The sequence below is a fragment of the Duganella vulcania genome, from assembly GCF_009857655.1.
In the GTDB taxonomy this organism is placed as follows: Bacteria; Pseudomonadota; Gammaproteobacteria; order Burkholderiales; family Burkholderiaceae_D; genus Rugamonas; species Rugamonas vulcania.
In genome coordinates, this window is record NZ_WWCX01000032.1 from 1 (window position 1) to 14,744 (window position 14,744).

10 protein-coding genes are annotated in these 14,744 nt (G+C 64.6%); 4 read left to right on the forward strand and 6 right to left on the reverse strand.

Going from position 1 to position 14,744, the window contains the following annotated elements; translation table 11 throughout:
• The 5 genes from GTP90_RS17880 to GTP90_RS17900 all read right to left on the reverse strand — a co-directional run.
• The coding region (locus tag GTP90_RS17880; protein WP_175048133.1) for a pilus assembly protein N-terminal domain-containing protein at positions 1 to 644 on the reverse strand (644 nt) is incomplete at its 3' end.
• A gap of 7 nt (positions 645 to 651) precedes the next feature.
• Positions 652 to 1,488 (reverse strand): Flp pilus assembly protein CpaB, encoded by an 837-nt coding sequence (cpaB, locus tag GTP90_RS17885; RefSeq protein ID WP_161084830.1) that lies wholly within the window; start codon positions 1,486 to 1,488, stop codon positions 652 to 654.
• Complete coding sequence (locus GTP90_RS17890) at positions 1,485 to 2,831, reverse strand: DUF8689 domain-containing protein (RefSeq protein WP_161084831.1); 1,347 nt, start codon at positions 2,829 to 2,831, stop codon at positions 1,485 to 1,487. The genes cpaB and GTP90_RS17890 overlap by 4 nt, the downstream gene beginning before the upstream one ends.
• Positions 2,832 to 2,930: 99 nt before the next feature.
• Positions 2,931 to 3,461, reverse strand: coding sequence for an A24 family peptidase (locus GTP90_RS17895; RefSeq protein WP_161084832.1), 531 nt, complete (start codon positions 3,459 to 3,461; stop codon positions 2,931 to 2,933).
• A gap of 56 nt (positions 3,462 to 3,517) precedes the next feature.
• Positions 3,518 to 3,700, reverse strand: coding sequence for a Flp family type IVb pilin (locus GTP90_RS17900; protein ID WP_161084833.1), 183 nt, complete (start codon positions 3,698 to 3,700; stop codon positions 3,518 to 3,520).
• Between the two features lie 466 nt (positions 3,701 to 4,166).
• Between GTP90_RS17900 and GTP90_RS17905 the strand changes: the two genes are divergently transcribed.
• Positions 4,167 to 5,210, forward strand: coding sequence for a GGDEF domain-containing protein (locus GTP90_RS17905; RefSeq protein WP_161084834.1), 1,044 nt, complete (start codon positions 4,167 to 4,169; stop codon positions 5,208 to 5,210).
• 3 nt (positions 5,211 to 5,213) lie between these two features.
• Here the strand turns inward: GTP90_RS17905 and GTP90_RS17910 are convergent, their stop codons facing one another.
• Positions 5,214 to 6,434, reverse strand: a complete 1,221-nt coding sequence (locus GTP90_RS17910; protein WP_161084835.1) for an HD-GYP domain-containing protein — start codon at positions 6,432 to 6,434, stop codon at positions 5,214 to 5,216.
• Between the two features lie 131 nt (positions 6,435 to 6,565).
• On the opposite strand from GTP90_RS17910, the gene GTP90_RS17915 reads away from it, so the two are divergent.
• The 3 genes from GTP90_RS17915 (at position 6,566) to icmF (ending at position 14,718) form a co-directional block, all read left to right on the forward strand.
• On the forward strand, positions 6,566 to 7,498 hold the full coding sequence (locus GTP90_RS17915; protein WP_161084836.1) for a LysR substrate-binding domain-containing protein: 933 nt from the start codon (positions 6,566 to 6,568) through the stop codon (positions 7,496 to 7,498).
• Between the two features lie 215 nt (positions 7,499 to 7,713).
• Positions 7,714 to 11,283 carry an indolepyruvate ferredoxin oxidoreductase family protein gene (locus tag GTP90_RS17920; RefSeq protein WP_161084837.1) on the forward strand — a complete coding sequence of 1,190 codons (3,570 nt, stop codon included), beginning with the start codon at positions 7,714 to 7,716 and terminating at the stop codon, positions 11,281 to 11,283.
• 147 nt (positions 11,284 to 11,430) lie between these two features.
• Positions 11,431 to 14,718: a fused isobutyryl-CoA mutase/GTPase IcmF gene (gene icmF / locus GTP90_RS17925; RefSeq protein ID WP_161084838.1), complete on the forward strand. Its 3,288-nt coding sequence runs from the start codon at positions 11,431 to 11,433 to the stop codon at positions 14,716 to 14,718.
• The last annotated feature ends 26 nt before the right edge of the window (positions 14,719 to 14,744 follow it).

Sequence of the window (14,744 nt, forward strand, 5' to 3'; positions counted from 1 at the left end):
GGTCCTGGAGCTGGCCTCCGCGTTTGTGCGCCGCCCTTCTCGCCCTTGGCCGTCTCCAGCGCCTGCGCCGGGCGCCGCACAAACGCGGAGGCCAGCTCCAGGACCCGCGCCGCCGTCGGCGCATCGTCGACCGTGCCGCTGAGGACCAGCGTGTCGCCGGCCGCGCTGACGTGGATGTCTTTCTGCTCCGGCATCAGCGCTGCCAACGCGTTCCGCAGCGCGGTGGGATCGATGCCGACCACCACCTCGATCACGTTGCACAAGCCGCTGCGTCCCTGCACGATCATATTGCTGCTGCCGATATCGGCGCCGACCACGTACAGCGTGTCGGGGGCCACCAGCATCGCCTGCAGCACGGCGGGATTGCCGACGCTGCGCGCCGCCACTGCTTCCGGCATGCGCATCAGCGTCGACTTGCCCAGTGCGAGCGTCAGGCTGCCCGGCGTGGCCGCCTGGCCGCTGCAGCGCAGGCCCACCGATTCGCGAGGCGCAATATCCGCCGCCGCGCGTGCGGGAGCTGCGCCGGCCAAGGCCGCCGCCGGACGCGCCAGCAGTGCTGGCAAGTCGGCGTTGTTGGTGGCGGCCACCGCCGGCCACTGGCTCGCCACCGCCAGGGTCAGCGCCGCGTATCGTAGTGTCGTCATGGCGCGCTCACAGACATTCCTGCGTGCGCTGCACGCCGGCGATCACGCCGATGCAAGGCCGGCTGCGCGGCGCGGCCTGTGCCAGTTGCGCATGCGGCTTGGGCGCGGCCGCCGGCGGTTCGGCCGGCGCCGGAGCTTGCGCCTTGGCGATGCCCAGCAAGGTACTCTTGGTGGCGCCGTCGGTCACGCCGGGGCGCGGATCGACCTGGTTGCGCAGCACCAGCGACAGCGTGCCGACACTGCGCGCCAGGTCGATGTTCTCGGCCTGCGCCGGCGTCACCTCCAGCGTCACGGCGTTGACCACGCGCGGCTTGGTCTCGTCGCGGCCCACTTCCTGCGCCACGGCCAGCACCAGTATCCGTTCCAGCACGATCTTGGAGATCGCGTTCTCGTTGCCGGTGGCGGCGGCCTGCGTGTTGACGATGATGTCGACAAAATTCCCCGGCAACGCGAAACCGGCAACGCCCACCACGTCGTTGACCCGCACGGTGATGGCGCGCTTGCCTTCCGAGATCAGCGCGGACAGGCCGCCCAGCGTGCCGGCCGGCGCCAGCTTGGCCTCGGTCAGGGGCTCGTCGCGCAGCACGCTGGTTTTCAGCACGCGGCCCGCCAGCTTGGTGCCGTCGCGGATGGCGCCGCGCGGCAGGCTCTCGGCCGGCCAGTCGATCACCTTGAGCGTCTCCGGCGTCAAACGCTGGCCCAGGCTTACATCCGTGGCCGCGACGACGATCTTGTTGGCCGATGCCGGCGTCTGGTGCAGCAGCCAGCGCGAGGCCAGCACCACCGCCACCAGCCCCAGGACGATGGCAAGCGCCATCATCATCAACGCGCGCCGGTTGTTCATGCTGCCCGCCCATAGGCCGGCGCCAGTGCGCCGGCGGCGAAGATGCTGGTCCAGGCCTGGTCCAGCGTCTCCACGCTCAAGCGCGCCGGCTCACCCAGGAAGCCGGCGAAGTCGTTGATGCGGCCGACGATCTCGCGCGGATAGCAGGCCAGCAGCGGCAGGCCGCTGCCCGCGTGCAGCTCGTCGACCAGGTAACGCAGCGCCGCTTCATCGAACGTCACGCCGGCGCTGACGCACTGTTGGCGAAACAAGGTGCGGTAGCTGGCCATGTCCAGCGGCCCGACCGGAATCTTGTAGCCGACGCGGCGCAGCGCCGAGGCGTCGAGCAGCGCTTCCGGCGCCAGGCTGGTCGCGAACACCAGCTGCATGCGGCACGGTACGCTGAAGTGGAAGCCGCCGACCAGCGCCAGCTGGCTGCGCTCCAGCTCCCGCGCCTGCGAGAAGCGGTTCAGCAGATCGGCGGCGGCCAGGCGCTGGCGGCCCAGGTCATCGACGATCAGCAGGCCGTTGTTGGCCTTGAGCTGCGGCGGCGAGCGATAGCAACCGTTATGGCTGTCCGGTTGCAGCTCCAGCATGTCGGCGCTCAGGTCCGCGTCCAGCGCCACCACGGGACGCTGGCACAGCACCCAGCGCGGATCGCTGCTGCGGCGCTCTTGCGCCGGCCGCAACTGGCGCAGATGCTGCGGCGACGGCGCGCGGTGCAGCAGCGCGTCGTAGACCTGGACGATCTCCTGTCCCACCACCAGCGCATGCGGCACCGCGATCACGCCCTGCAGCAGGCTGCCCAGCCGGCGCGCCAGCACCGACTTGCCGCCGCCGGACGGGCCATGCAGCAGGACCGTGCGGCCGGCGTACATGGCCGCGCCCAGCATGCGCTGCACGGCGGGGCTGAGGAAGTCGTCGGCGAATTCGGCGGCCAGTTCGTCGGCGCACAGCTGCGGCGCCTGGGCGGCCTGGCATTCGACCATGGCGCGGTAGGCCTCCAGCGTCACCGGCGCGGGGCCGATGTAGGGACAGCGGTCCATCCACGCGCTGGCGCGCAAGCGGCCGGCGGAGGTCAGCTGGTACTGCACGTCGATGTCCGACTCGCCGCGCCAGGCCACTTCGGCCACGTGTTCGGCCACCATGAACTCCAGCGCCTCGCGCAGCACGTTGATCGACAGGTGCAGCCGCGTGGTCAGCACCGGCAGGTGGATCTTGCCGCCGACCAGGATGGACTTGGCGATCAGTTCGACGATCATCTGCTGCGTCAAGCCGGTGTCGCGCACCGATTTCGGCTGTAACGGCAGCACCGCGGCGGGATCGGCATGGAGGGCGGAGGTAGGCGTTTCGACGGCGAGCATGACGATCTCCAGCGGTGGATTAGTTACGTTGAGGAATCAAGTCTATCGGCCCATGCTTTGTGGATATTGACGCGCAGCAAAGGCGCGGCAGGCGGAACGTTAGCGATGTGCAAGTGCCACAGTCGCCATCGTGGCCAGCGCGATCGCCAGACCGTAGGGGATGCCGCCCACGCTGGCGCCCGGGGCCAGCGGCACCGCCTGCAGCGGCACGCCCAGGCTGCGCAACAGCAGCGGCTTGCAGATGGCGGCCACGTTGCGCCAGCCTTCCCGCCAGCGGCCGCTGGAGATCAGCATCAGCAGGCCCATCACGCCGCCGATCAGCGCGGCCAGCATGGCCACCTTCACGGCCATCAGCGGGCCGACAAACCCGCCGACCATGGCCATCAGCTTGACGTCGCCAGCCGCCATGCCGCGCAACAGATATAGAGGCAGGAATAAAAAAAAGCCGGCCAAGGCGCCGGCCATCCAGTGCGTCAGCGGCGCCCAGTGCAGGCCGCCCAGCAGGTGCAACAGCAGCGCCAGCAGCAGGCCGCTGAGCACCAATACGTTCGGGATCTTGCGCAGGGCCAGGTCGGTGACGGCCGCTTGCGCCACAAGGCAGATCAAGATGACTTCGAGCGCTATCGACATGAGAAGAGTCTCCAACGTAAGGCTTTCCAGCCAACCGCGGCCGGAAAGCCTGGTGGTTACGTCGCGGCGGTGATCTTGGCCGCGATGTTGCTGAAGGCGTTGGTCAGCACCGGCGTCAAGAAAGCGAAGGCGGTGACCACCGCCGCCACCATCGTTGCCGCGATCAGGCCGTATTCGATGGCCGTGATCCCGTCCTCGTCCTGCACGAACACTTTTGCCGCTGCAATAAGCGAGTTCATGATTTACTCCTCTGGATGAAGTTAAAAAGTACCCCTGGCACGGGCCGGCGGACTGCCCAATCACCGGTTCCCGGGCCATTAAGGATTACTATACGGATCGGAGTTTTCCGAGAGTTGACGTGACGCAAGTTTTCCGTGTGGCATTATTTTCATGAGTGGAGGAAAATCTGCGCACGGGACACACATCACGGCTGGCTTATGTCAAACTGCATCAGTTTCCCGGCGGGTAGGCTGGACGGGGTTACCCGGCTGTCGGAAAAAGGTCGCATTCCGATGCAAGGAAAGTTTTTTTTCGCACACATGAATTGCCTTGATTGCAAAAAGCTATTATCCTGCTTAGCTGTTCTTTGGAAAGGCCCCGTGTTGCAGCTTCACTGTGCGCCTGACTATCAAAGAGATTGGCTTGATAGGCGTGAACGAAACGTGGCTAGACACAAGGTTGTGTGATTATTTTCCAGAGAAGAAAATGGATTCCCTACTGAAACACATGGTGGACATGACCGGCCACCGCGATCACACGATGCTCGACATCTCCGTGATCTCGGCGGTGCAGGAGCTTGCCCGCGCCAGCCAGGCCCGCGTACTGACGCTGGCCACAGTCAGGGGCAAGGTCTTCGTGCGGCCGCGCGCCATCATCTGCGCCGGCGAGGCCGCGCGCATGGTCGACAGTTCCGACCTGCACAATCCCGGCGAACCCATCGAAAGCTTCCCGGCCCTGGCCGAGTGCATCGCCAACCACGAATCGGGCGCCGACGTCGCCAACGAGGCGGGCGAACACACGCTGTGGTTGCCGATCTGGCTGGGCGACAAGGCCGACACCTGCCTGGAAATCGTCAATCCGACGCCGTACACCAGCGACACCATCCACGTCATCGGCGGCATCGTCAGCGTCTACCGCAACTTCCAGAACCTGCTGGACTACAGCGAACGCGATTCGCTGACCGGCCTGCTCAACCGCAAGACCTTCGACGACCAGCTGGCCAAGATGCTGGCCGCCAGCACCGAACAGGATTCCGTCACGCTGCCGGGCGAACCGGAGCGCCGCAGCCACCACGAGCAGGAAAAGCAATGGCTGGCCGTGGTCGATGTCGACCATTTCAAGCACGTTAACGACCGTTTCGGCCATTTGTACGGCGATGAGGTGCTGATCCTGATCGCCAACCTGCTCACCTCCTCGTTCCGCGCGCAAGACCGCGTGTTCCGTTTCGGCGGCGAGGAGTTCGTCGTGCTGCTGCGCTCGACCACCCTGGACAACGCCAAGAAGATCATCGACCGCTTCCGCATGAACGTGGCCTCGCATGATTTCCCGCAAGTGGGCAAGGTGACGGTGAGTGTGGGCTTTGTCAGCATCAGCGCGCTGGAGGCGCCGGTGATCATCCTGGGGCATGCCGACCAGGCGCTGTACTACGCCAAGAGCCACGGCCGCAACCTGGCCTGCCATTACGACGAACTGGTCGATGGCGGCCTGCTGCACGCCATCGAATCCAACGATACGGCCGAATTCTTCTAGGTTTTACGCCAGGGTCAGGAAGCGCATCGGGTCGACGTTCCACTTGGCGGGCGATTCGTGGCCGACGATCTTGTCGCCGCCGCCAAAACCCAGCCCGCGCGACAAATCCACGGTTTCCGGCTTGATGTAGAGATTTTTCTTGGTGTTGAAGAACACATTGACCTTGGGCGCCAGCAAGTTGGTCTCGTGTGGCTCAATTACAACACCCAGCCGCCCCGACTCCAGCATCACCATGGTGCCGACCGGATAGATCCCCACGCAACGCATGAATTCCTGCGCGTACTTCGGATTGAAGTGGAATTTGCTCCATTCATAGATCTTGCGCAGGGCCGCCGCAGCCGACATGCCCTTGTGATAGCAACGATCCGCTGTAATTGCGTCGTACACGTCAACAATGGCCGCCATCTGCGCCAATTCGCTGATGCCGTCGCCTTCCTGCTTGTTCGGATAGCCGCTGCCGTCGCGCCGCTCGTGGTGGTGCAGCGTGATGTCCAGCGGAATCGGGCCGACCTCGGGCGACTTCAGCAGGATGTTGTAGCCGTCCTGAGGATGGCGCTTGATGATGGCGAATTCCTCGTCCGTCAGCGGACCGGGCTTGTTCAGGATGGCGTCCGGCACCAGTGCCTTGCCGGTGTCGTGCAGCAGCCCGCCCAAGCCGGCCTGGTGGGTGATCTCGGGATCCATGCCGCGCGAGCGGCAGAAGGCCACCAGCAGCGTGCACACGCTCACCGAGTGCAAAAACGTGTAATCGTCCTTGTTTTTGATCCGCAGCAAACCGACCAGCGCGCCTGGATTGCGCAAGATCGATTCGGTGATATTCTGCACCACCGGCTGAACCTGATCGAGTTCGATGGCCTTGCCCAGGCGCGCATCCTGCATCACGGTACGCACCAGGGTCGACGCCTGGTGGCGGATCTGCACGGCGCGCTGCATCTCCTCGCCCAGCGAAACACGGGTGACGACCGGCGCCTTGGCGACGATCTCCACGATTTCGCGTTCGGTTGCCGCCTGCGCTTCATCGACCGACGGGGCATCCTGCACGTCCAGCCCCTTGGAGTTGTCTATGACAACATCATGGATGCCGGCATTGATGATTTTGCGGATTTCGTCTTCACTGGTCAGCAAAAAACGGTTGCGGACAAACGGGTGGGTCATCCAGTCGCAACTCAGGTCATGGATGTACATGCCCACTTTTAACTGGGAAGCGTCGACTTTCTTTAACATACCGGTACCCACTTTGAAGAGGCTGGAAACAGCGGAAAGGGCTGATGCCAGTATAGCAAATAGTTTCCTGTCAGGATCAGATTTACAGGTGCTACCATTTGTTTTGTCCAGGTTAACAGCGCTAGCAATTTATGGAATTACGCCAACTTCGTTACTTTGTAGCTATAGTAGACCACGGTTCGCTGTCGCGGGCGGCTGTTGTACTACATGTTGCGCAACCGGCACTAACGCAACAATTGCGGCAACTGGAGGAGGAGCTGGGCGTGCAGTTATTGCATCGTTCCGCCCAAGGCGTGCTCAGCACGGATGCCGGCAAGATCTTCTACGAACACGCCCAAGCCATCCTCAAGCAGGTGGCGGATGCCCGCTCGGCCGTGGCGCAGTCGGCCGAGCGCCCCAGCGGCAGCGTCACGCTGGGGCTACCGCACAGCATTTCCGGCGCGCTGGCGCTGCCGCTGCTGACGGCCGCGCGCGCCCAGTATCCCGAAATCACCCTGCAACTGACGGAGGAGTTGACCGGCAACCTGAGCGACCAGCTCAAGTCCGGCCGCGTCAACCTGGCCGTGCTGTTCGACGACGGCCAGCTGGCCCAGTTCGCCACGACGCCGCTGGCGGAAGAGGAGCTGCAATTCATCTGCCGCGCCGACGCCACTTACGCGAAAGGTGAGCAAGCGCTCACACTGACCCAGGCGCTGAACACGACGCTGATCCTGCCGGGCCTGCAGCACGGCGTGCGGCCGCGCATCGAAAGCGTGGCGCGCCAGGCCGGGCTGGCGCTGGGCAATGTGATCGAGATCAACTCCATCGCCATCCTCAAGTCCGCCATTTTGGCCGACATGGGCGCGACCATCCTGCCGTCGGCGCCTGTCCTGGACGAGCTCGAACGGGGCGCCATGCGCGCCCACCGCATCCACAGCCCGTCGATTTCCCGCACGGTCGTGCTGTGCGCGTCCAAGAACATTCCGCTGACCAACGCGGCGGCGGCGGTCAGCCGATTGGTGCAACAGGTCAGCGCGCAGTTGTGCGCGGGCGGCACCTGGCCGGGCGCGACCGTCATCGCCTGAGCGCCGCCGCGAGGCCATCACTTTTTCTTATACCCCTATCGGCATTCCGTATTTCCGTATACGTCAACTCGCGCCCATACTCCGCTACAAAGCAGATTTTTAAGCCTAAAATATCTGCACCGCCGCTAACCATGCGGCCCATGGCCTGATCCTGGCGCGCCTACCCGGCGCCACCTAGTTTGGGCGCGATCTGACACAAAACCGGAGACACCACCATGCCCGATACCACGGCACACGGCCCAGCAACGTCCGCCAGAGACGACGCCGCCGCCCCATCCCGCCTCACGTCCGTGAGCCTCGACGACAAATACACCGCGATCAAAGGCGACATTTTCCTGTCCGGCATCCAGGCGCTGGTGCGCCTGCCGATGATGCAGCGCGTGCGCGACCAGGCGGCCGGCCTGAACACCGCCGGCTTCATCTCCGGCTACCGCGGCTCGCCGCTGGGCGGCCTGGACGAGAACCTGTGGAAGGCCAAGCCGCACCTGGAATCGCACCACGTGCAGTTCGTGCCGGGCGTGAACGAAGACCTGGCCGCGACCGCGGTCTGGGGCTCGCAGCAGGTCGACCTGATCGGCGAGGCAAAGTACGACGGCGTGTTCGCCATGTGGTATGGCAAAGGCCCGGGCGTGGACCGCTGCGGCGACGTCTTCAAGCACATGAACCACGCCGGCACGTCCAGGCACGGCGGCGTGCTGCTGGTGGCCGGCGACGACCACGGCGCCTACTCGTCGACGCTGCCGCACCAGTCGGACCACCTGTTCTCGGCCTCGATGATCCCGGTCCTGTACCCCTGCAACGTGCAGGAATACCTCGACCTGGGCATCCACGGCTGGGCCATGTCGCGCTTCTCCGGCTGCACGGTGGCGTTCAAGGCGCTGGCCGACACGGTTGAATCGTCGGCCTCCGTCGACGCCGATCCTTTCCGCGTCGAGGTCAAGATCCCGCACGATTTCGTCATGCCGGAAGGCGGCCTGAATGCACGCCTGTCCAGCATCCCGCTGGGCCAGCAAGCGCGCAACCAGGAAGCGCTGATGCAGGACTACAAAATCTACGCCGCGCTGGCCTATGCGCGCGAGAACAAACTCAATCACACCACCATCACCAGCCCGAACGCCAAGCTGGGCATCATCGCCTCCGGCAAATCCTACCTGGACGTGCTGGAAGCGCTGGAGGAACTGGGCATCGACGAGAAGATGGCGGCCGACGTCGGCCTGCGCCTGTTCAAGGTCGCCATGCCATGGCCGCTGGAGCCGGACAGCGTGCGCGAATTCGCGCAGGGCCTGGACGAGATCCTGGTGGTCGAGGAAAAGCGCCAGATCGTCGAGTACCAGTTGAAGGAACAGCTGTACAACTGGCGCGACGACGTGCGTCCGCGCGTGATCGGCAAGTTCGATGAAAAAGGCGAATGGGTCGCGCCGCGCGGCGAATGGCTGCTCACCTCCAAGGCCGACTTCTCGGTTTCGCAAGTGGCGCGCGTGATCGCCGCGCGCGTCAAGCGCCTGATTTCGGACCCGGTCACCTGCGACCATATCAAGGCCCGCCTGACCTTCCTCGACGCCAAGGACGCGGTGCTGAAGAAAGCCATCAACACTCCGTTCCGTCCAGCGTTCTACTGCTCCGGATGCCCGCACAACACCTCGACCAAAGTCCCGGAAGGCAGCCTGGCGTTGGCCGGCATCGGCTGCCACGTGATGGCGACCTCGATCTACCCCGAGTTCAACAAGCTGACCACGCACATGGGCGGCGAAGGCGCGCCGTGGATCGGCCAGGCCGCGTTCTCGAAGATCCCGCACGTGTTCCAGAACCTGGGCGACGGCACCTACTTCCACTCCGGCTACCTGGCGATCCGCGCGGCGGTGGCGGCCAAGGTCAACATGACCTACAAGATCCTTTACAACGACGCCGTGGCGATGACGGGCGGCCAGCCGGTCGACGGCATCACCTCGGTGCCGATGATCGCGCAGCAGATGGCCGCGGAGGGTGTTAAACGGATAGCGCTGGTCACCGAAGACCTGAACCGCTACACCGACCGCAGCGCCCTGCCGTCCATCGTCAGCCTGCACGACCGCAAGGACATGGACGCGGTGCAGCGCGAGCTGCGCGAAGTGGGCGGCGTATCGGTGCTGATCTACGACCAGACCTGCGCGGCCGAGAAGCGCCGCCGCCGCAAGAAAGGCGAATACCCCGACCCGGCCAAGCGCATGGTCATCAACGAAGCCGTGTGCGAAGGCTGCGGCGACTGCGGCATCCAGTCCAACTGCACTTCCATCCTGCCGAAGGAAACGGAGTTCGGCCGCAAGCGCACCATCGACCAGTCGTCCTGCAACAAGGACTACTCGTGCGTGAAGGGCTTCTGCCCGAGCTTCGTCACCGTCGAAGGCGGATCGCTGAAGAAGACCAAGACCGGCGTCACCAAGGACAACGCGGACGACGGCTTCGGCGCCCTGCCGGAACCAGTGCTGCCGTCCTGCGATGAGCCATACAACATCCTGATCAACGGCATCGGCGGCACCGGCGTGATCACCGTCGGCGCGCTGATGGGCATGGCCGCGCACCTGGAAGGCAAAGGCGCGTCGGTGCTGGACATGACCGGCATGTCGCAGAAAAACGGATCGGTCACCTCGCACGTCAAAGTCGCGAAGACCCCGGCCCACCTGCGCGCGCAACGCATCGCCACCGGCGAGGCGGACGTGATCCTCGGCTGCGACATGCTGACCGCCGGCGCCGCCGACGCGGTGTCGAAGATGCGTCCGGGCCGCACGCTGGCCATCGTCAACCTGCACGAGCAGCCACCAGGCACCTTCGCGCAGAACGCCGACTGGCAGTATCCGGTGGAGGAAGTGCGCGCGCTGATCGAGGAATCGGTCGGCGCCGGTGCGGCTGATTTCATCAACGCCACCAAGCTGGCCACCGCGCTGATGGGCGACTCCATCGCCGCCAACCTGTTCATGCTGGGCTACGCATGGCAGAAGGGCCGCATCCCGCTGAAAGAGGAATCGCTGCTGCGCGCGATCGAGTTGAACGGCGTCGGCATCGCTTCGAACAAGAAGAGCTTCCTGTGGGGCCGCCGCGCCGCCGTGGACCTCAAGCGCGTCGAGCGCGTGGCCACGCCGACGCAAGCGATCGTGATGCAGATGCCGCAAAGCCTGGAGAACGTCATCAGCAAGCGCGTCGAGTTCCTGACCGCGTACCAGAACGCCGCCTACGCGTCGAGCTACGAACAGCTGGTGTCGCAGGTGCGCGCGAAGGAAACGGCTCTGGGCTTGGGCAACAAGCTGTCCACCGCCGTCGCCAAGTACGCCTTCAAGCTGATGGCCTACAAGGACGAATACGAAGTGGCACGCCTGTACACCGATGGCCGTTTCGTCGAGCAGCTCAAGCAGCAGTTCGAAGGCGACTTCTCGGTCAAGTTCAACCTGGCGCCGCCGATGTTCGCCAAGAAGGACGCCAAGGGCCACCTGGTCAAGGCGGAATTCGGCTCGTGGATGTGGAGCGCGTTCAAGCTGCTGGCCAAGTTCAAGGGCCTGCGCGGCGGCGCGTTCGACATCTTCGGCTACACCGAGGAGCGCAAGATGGAGCGCGCGCTGATCGTCGAGTACCGCGAGCTGGTCGCCACGCTGATGGACAAACTGTCGCCGGAAAACCACGCCACCGCCGTGGAGCTGGCCGGCCTGCCGGAGAAGGTGCGCGGCTTCGGCCACGTGAAGGAAAAGGCGGTCGCCACCTTCCGTACCGAGAAGACTCGCCTGCTGAATCAATTCAGCCAGCAGCGCGCAGCTTAAACCGCCGCGTCGTCCCCGCGAAAGCGGGGACCCATACGGCGCACGCTCAGCATGGGTTCCCGCCTGCGCGGGAACGACAAAAATTCGCTTGACTTGACGTTAACGTAAACGTCATATAATGAACTGAACAAAAGCACAAGGGACACCATGAACGACCTCTCCGCTCCGAAAATCGCAGCCGTGCCGGATCAGCCGCGCCTGAACAACAAAGTCCGTTTCGTCACCGCCGCCTCGCTGTTCGACGGCCACGACGCCTCGATCAACATCATGCGCCGCATCCTGCAATCGAACGGCGTGGAAGTGGTCCACCTTGGCCATAACCGCTCGGTCGACGAAGTGGTCACCGCCGCGCTGGCCGAAGACGTGCAGGGCATCGCCATCTCAAGCTACCAGGGCGGCCACGTCGAATACTTCAAATACATGATCGACCTGCTGCGCCAGCGCGGCGGTGCGCACATCAAGGTATTCGGCGGCGGCGGCGGCGTCATCGTCCCCGACGAAATCGCCGACCTGCATGCCTACGGCGTCACCAAGATCTTCAGCCCGGAAGACGGCCAGCGCATGGGCCTCGTCGGCATGATCCAGTGGATGGTGCAGCAGTGCGACATCGACCTGTCCCAGTACTCGCCAACCTCGCTGGCGCCGCTGAAGGAAGGCGACATCGCCGCCCGCCACCGCCCGCTGGCCCAGCTGATCACCGCGCTGGAAAACGAAAAAGCCTCCCCCACCCTGCGCGCCGAACTGCTGGCCGCCGCCGAAGGCCTGGCCGTGCCGACGCTGGGCATCACCGGCACCGGTGGCGCCGGCAAATCCTCGCTGACCGATGAACTGATACGCCGCATCCGCCTCGACCAGGGCGACGCCGTCAACATCGCCATCATCTCGATCGACCCGTCGCGCCGCAAATCCGGCGGCGCGCTGCTGGGCGACCGTATCCGCATGAACGCGATCAATCCGTGGAACGGCCAGACGCGCGTCTTCATGCGCTCACTGGCCACGCGCGAAGCGGGCTCCGAGATTTCGCAGGCGCTGCCCGACGTTATCGCAGCCTGCAAGGTGGCCGGCTTCGATTTGGTCATCGTCGAAACCTCCGGCATCGGCCAGGGCGACGCCGCCATCGTGCCGCACGTCGACGTGTCGATGTACGTGATGACGCCGGAATTCGGCGCCGCCTCGCAGCTGGAAAAAATCGACATGCTCGATTTCGCCGACTTCATCGCCATCAACAAATTCGACCGCAAGGGTTCGCAGGACGCGCTGCGCGACGTCGCCAAGCAGTACCAGCGCAACCGCGAAATGTGGAGCAAGCGTCCGGACGAAATGCCGGTCTACGGCACGCAGGCGTCGCGCTTCAACGACGACGGCGTCACTGCGCTGTACCAAGGCCTGCTGCCCAAACTGGCGCAATTCGGCCTGAAGGCCAAGCCGGGCAAGCTGGCGCCGGTGGATGTGCGCTTCTCCAGCGGCAAGCACGTGATCGTGCCGCCGGCACGCGCGCGCTACCTGGCGGAGATCGCCGACACCGTGCGCGGCTACCACCGCTTCACGCGCAAGCAAGTGACGCTGGCGCGCGAACGCCAGCAGCTGACCGAATCGAAACGCATGCTGGCCATCGCCCACAAGACCGCCGACTTCGACGACCTGATCGCCGAACGCGATGCGGAGATGGACGGCGGCGCCAAGAAGCTGCTGGCCCAGTGGCCGGACATGCAGGCCGCGTATGCCGGCGACGATTACGTCGTCAAGATCCGCGACAAGGAAATCCGCACCCGCCTGGTCCAGCACACGCTGTCCGGCACCAAGATCCGCAAGGTGGCCCTGCCGCGTTATGAAGACCACGGCGAAGTGCTGCGCTTCCTGATGCTGGAAAACGTGCCGGGCTCCTTCCCGTTCACGGCCGGCGTGTTCGCCTTCAAGCGCGAGGGCGAAGACCCGACCCGCATGTTCGCCGGCGAAGGCGACGCCTTCCGCACCAACCGCCGCTTCAAGCTGGTCTCCACCGGCATGGACGCCAAGCGCCTGTCGACCGCCTTCGACTCCGTGACCCTGTACGGCGCCGATCCCGCGCTGCGCCCGGACATCTACGGCAAGGTCGGCAACTCGGGCGTATCGATCGCCACGCTGGACGACATGAAGGTGCTGTACGACGGCTTCAACCTGTGCAGCCCGAGCACCTCGGTCTCGATGACCATCAACGGCCCGGCGCCGACCATCCTGGCGATGTTCATGAACACCGCCATCGACCAGCAGGTCGACAAATTCGTTGAAGAGAACAAGCGCCAGCCAAGCGCCGACGAAGCGGCCAAGATCAAGGACTGGGTGCTGCAGAACGTGCGCGGCACCGTGCAGGCGGACATCCTGAAGGAAGACCAGGGCCAGAACACCTGCATCTTCTCGACCGAGTTCTCGCTGAAGGTGATGGGCGACATCCAGGAATACTTCGTCCACCACCAGGTGCGCAACTTCTACTCGGTGTCGATCTCCGGCTACCACATCGCCGAAGCGGGCGCGAACCCGATCTCGCAGCTGGCGTTCACGCTGTCGAACGGCTTCACCTTCGTGGAAGCCTACCTGGCGCGCGGCATGCACATCGACGACTTCGCGCCGAACCTGTCGTTCTTCTTCTCGAACGGCATGGACCCGGAATACACGGTGCTTGGCCGCGTGGCGCGCCGCCTGTGGGCGGTGGCGATGCGCGACAAATACGGCGCCAACGACCGTTCGCAAAAGCTCAAGTACCACGTGCAGACGTCGGGCCGTTCGCTGCACGCACAGGAGATCGACTTCAACGACATCCGCACCACGCTGCAGGCGCTGATCGCGATCTACGACAACTGCAACTCGCTGCACACCAACGCCTACGACGAAGCGATCACCACGCCGACCGACGAATCCGTGCGCCGCGCGCTGGCGATCCAGCTGATCATCAACCGCGAATGGGGCTTGGCCAAGAACGAGAACCCGAACCAGGGCTCGTTCATCATGGAAGAGCTGACCGACCTGGTGGAGGAAGCGGTGCTGCAGGAGTTCGAACGCATCGCCGAACGTGGCGGCGTATTGGGCGCGATGGAGACCGGCTACCAGCGCGGCAAGATCCAGGAAGAGTCGATGCTGTACGAGCACCAGAAGCACGACGGCACGCTGCCCATCATCGGCGTCAACACCTTCCGCAATCCGAAGGCGACCGGCGAGCCGCAGAAGATCGAACTGGCGCGCTCCACCGACGACGAGAAGCAATCGCAGCTCACCCGCCTTGCGGACTTCCACACCCGTAACGCGGAGCACGCGCCACAAGCGCTGGCCGCCCTGCAGCAAGCCGCCATCGACAACGCCAACGTGTTTGAAAAGCTGATGGACGCCGTGCGCGTCTGCTCGCTGGGCCAGATCACGACGGCGCTGTTCGAAGTTGGTGGTCAGTACCGCCGCAATATGTAAGCTTTGCCGGCCGCGTTACCCTTGGC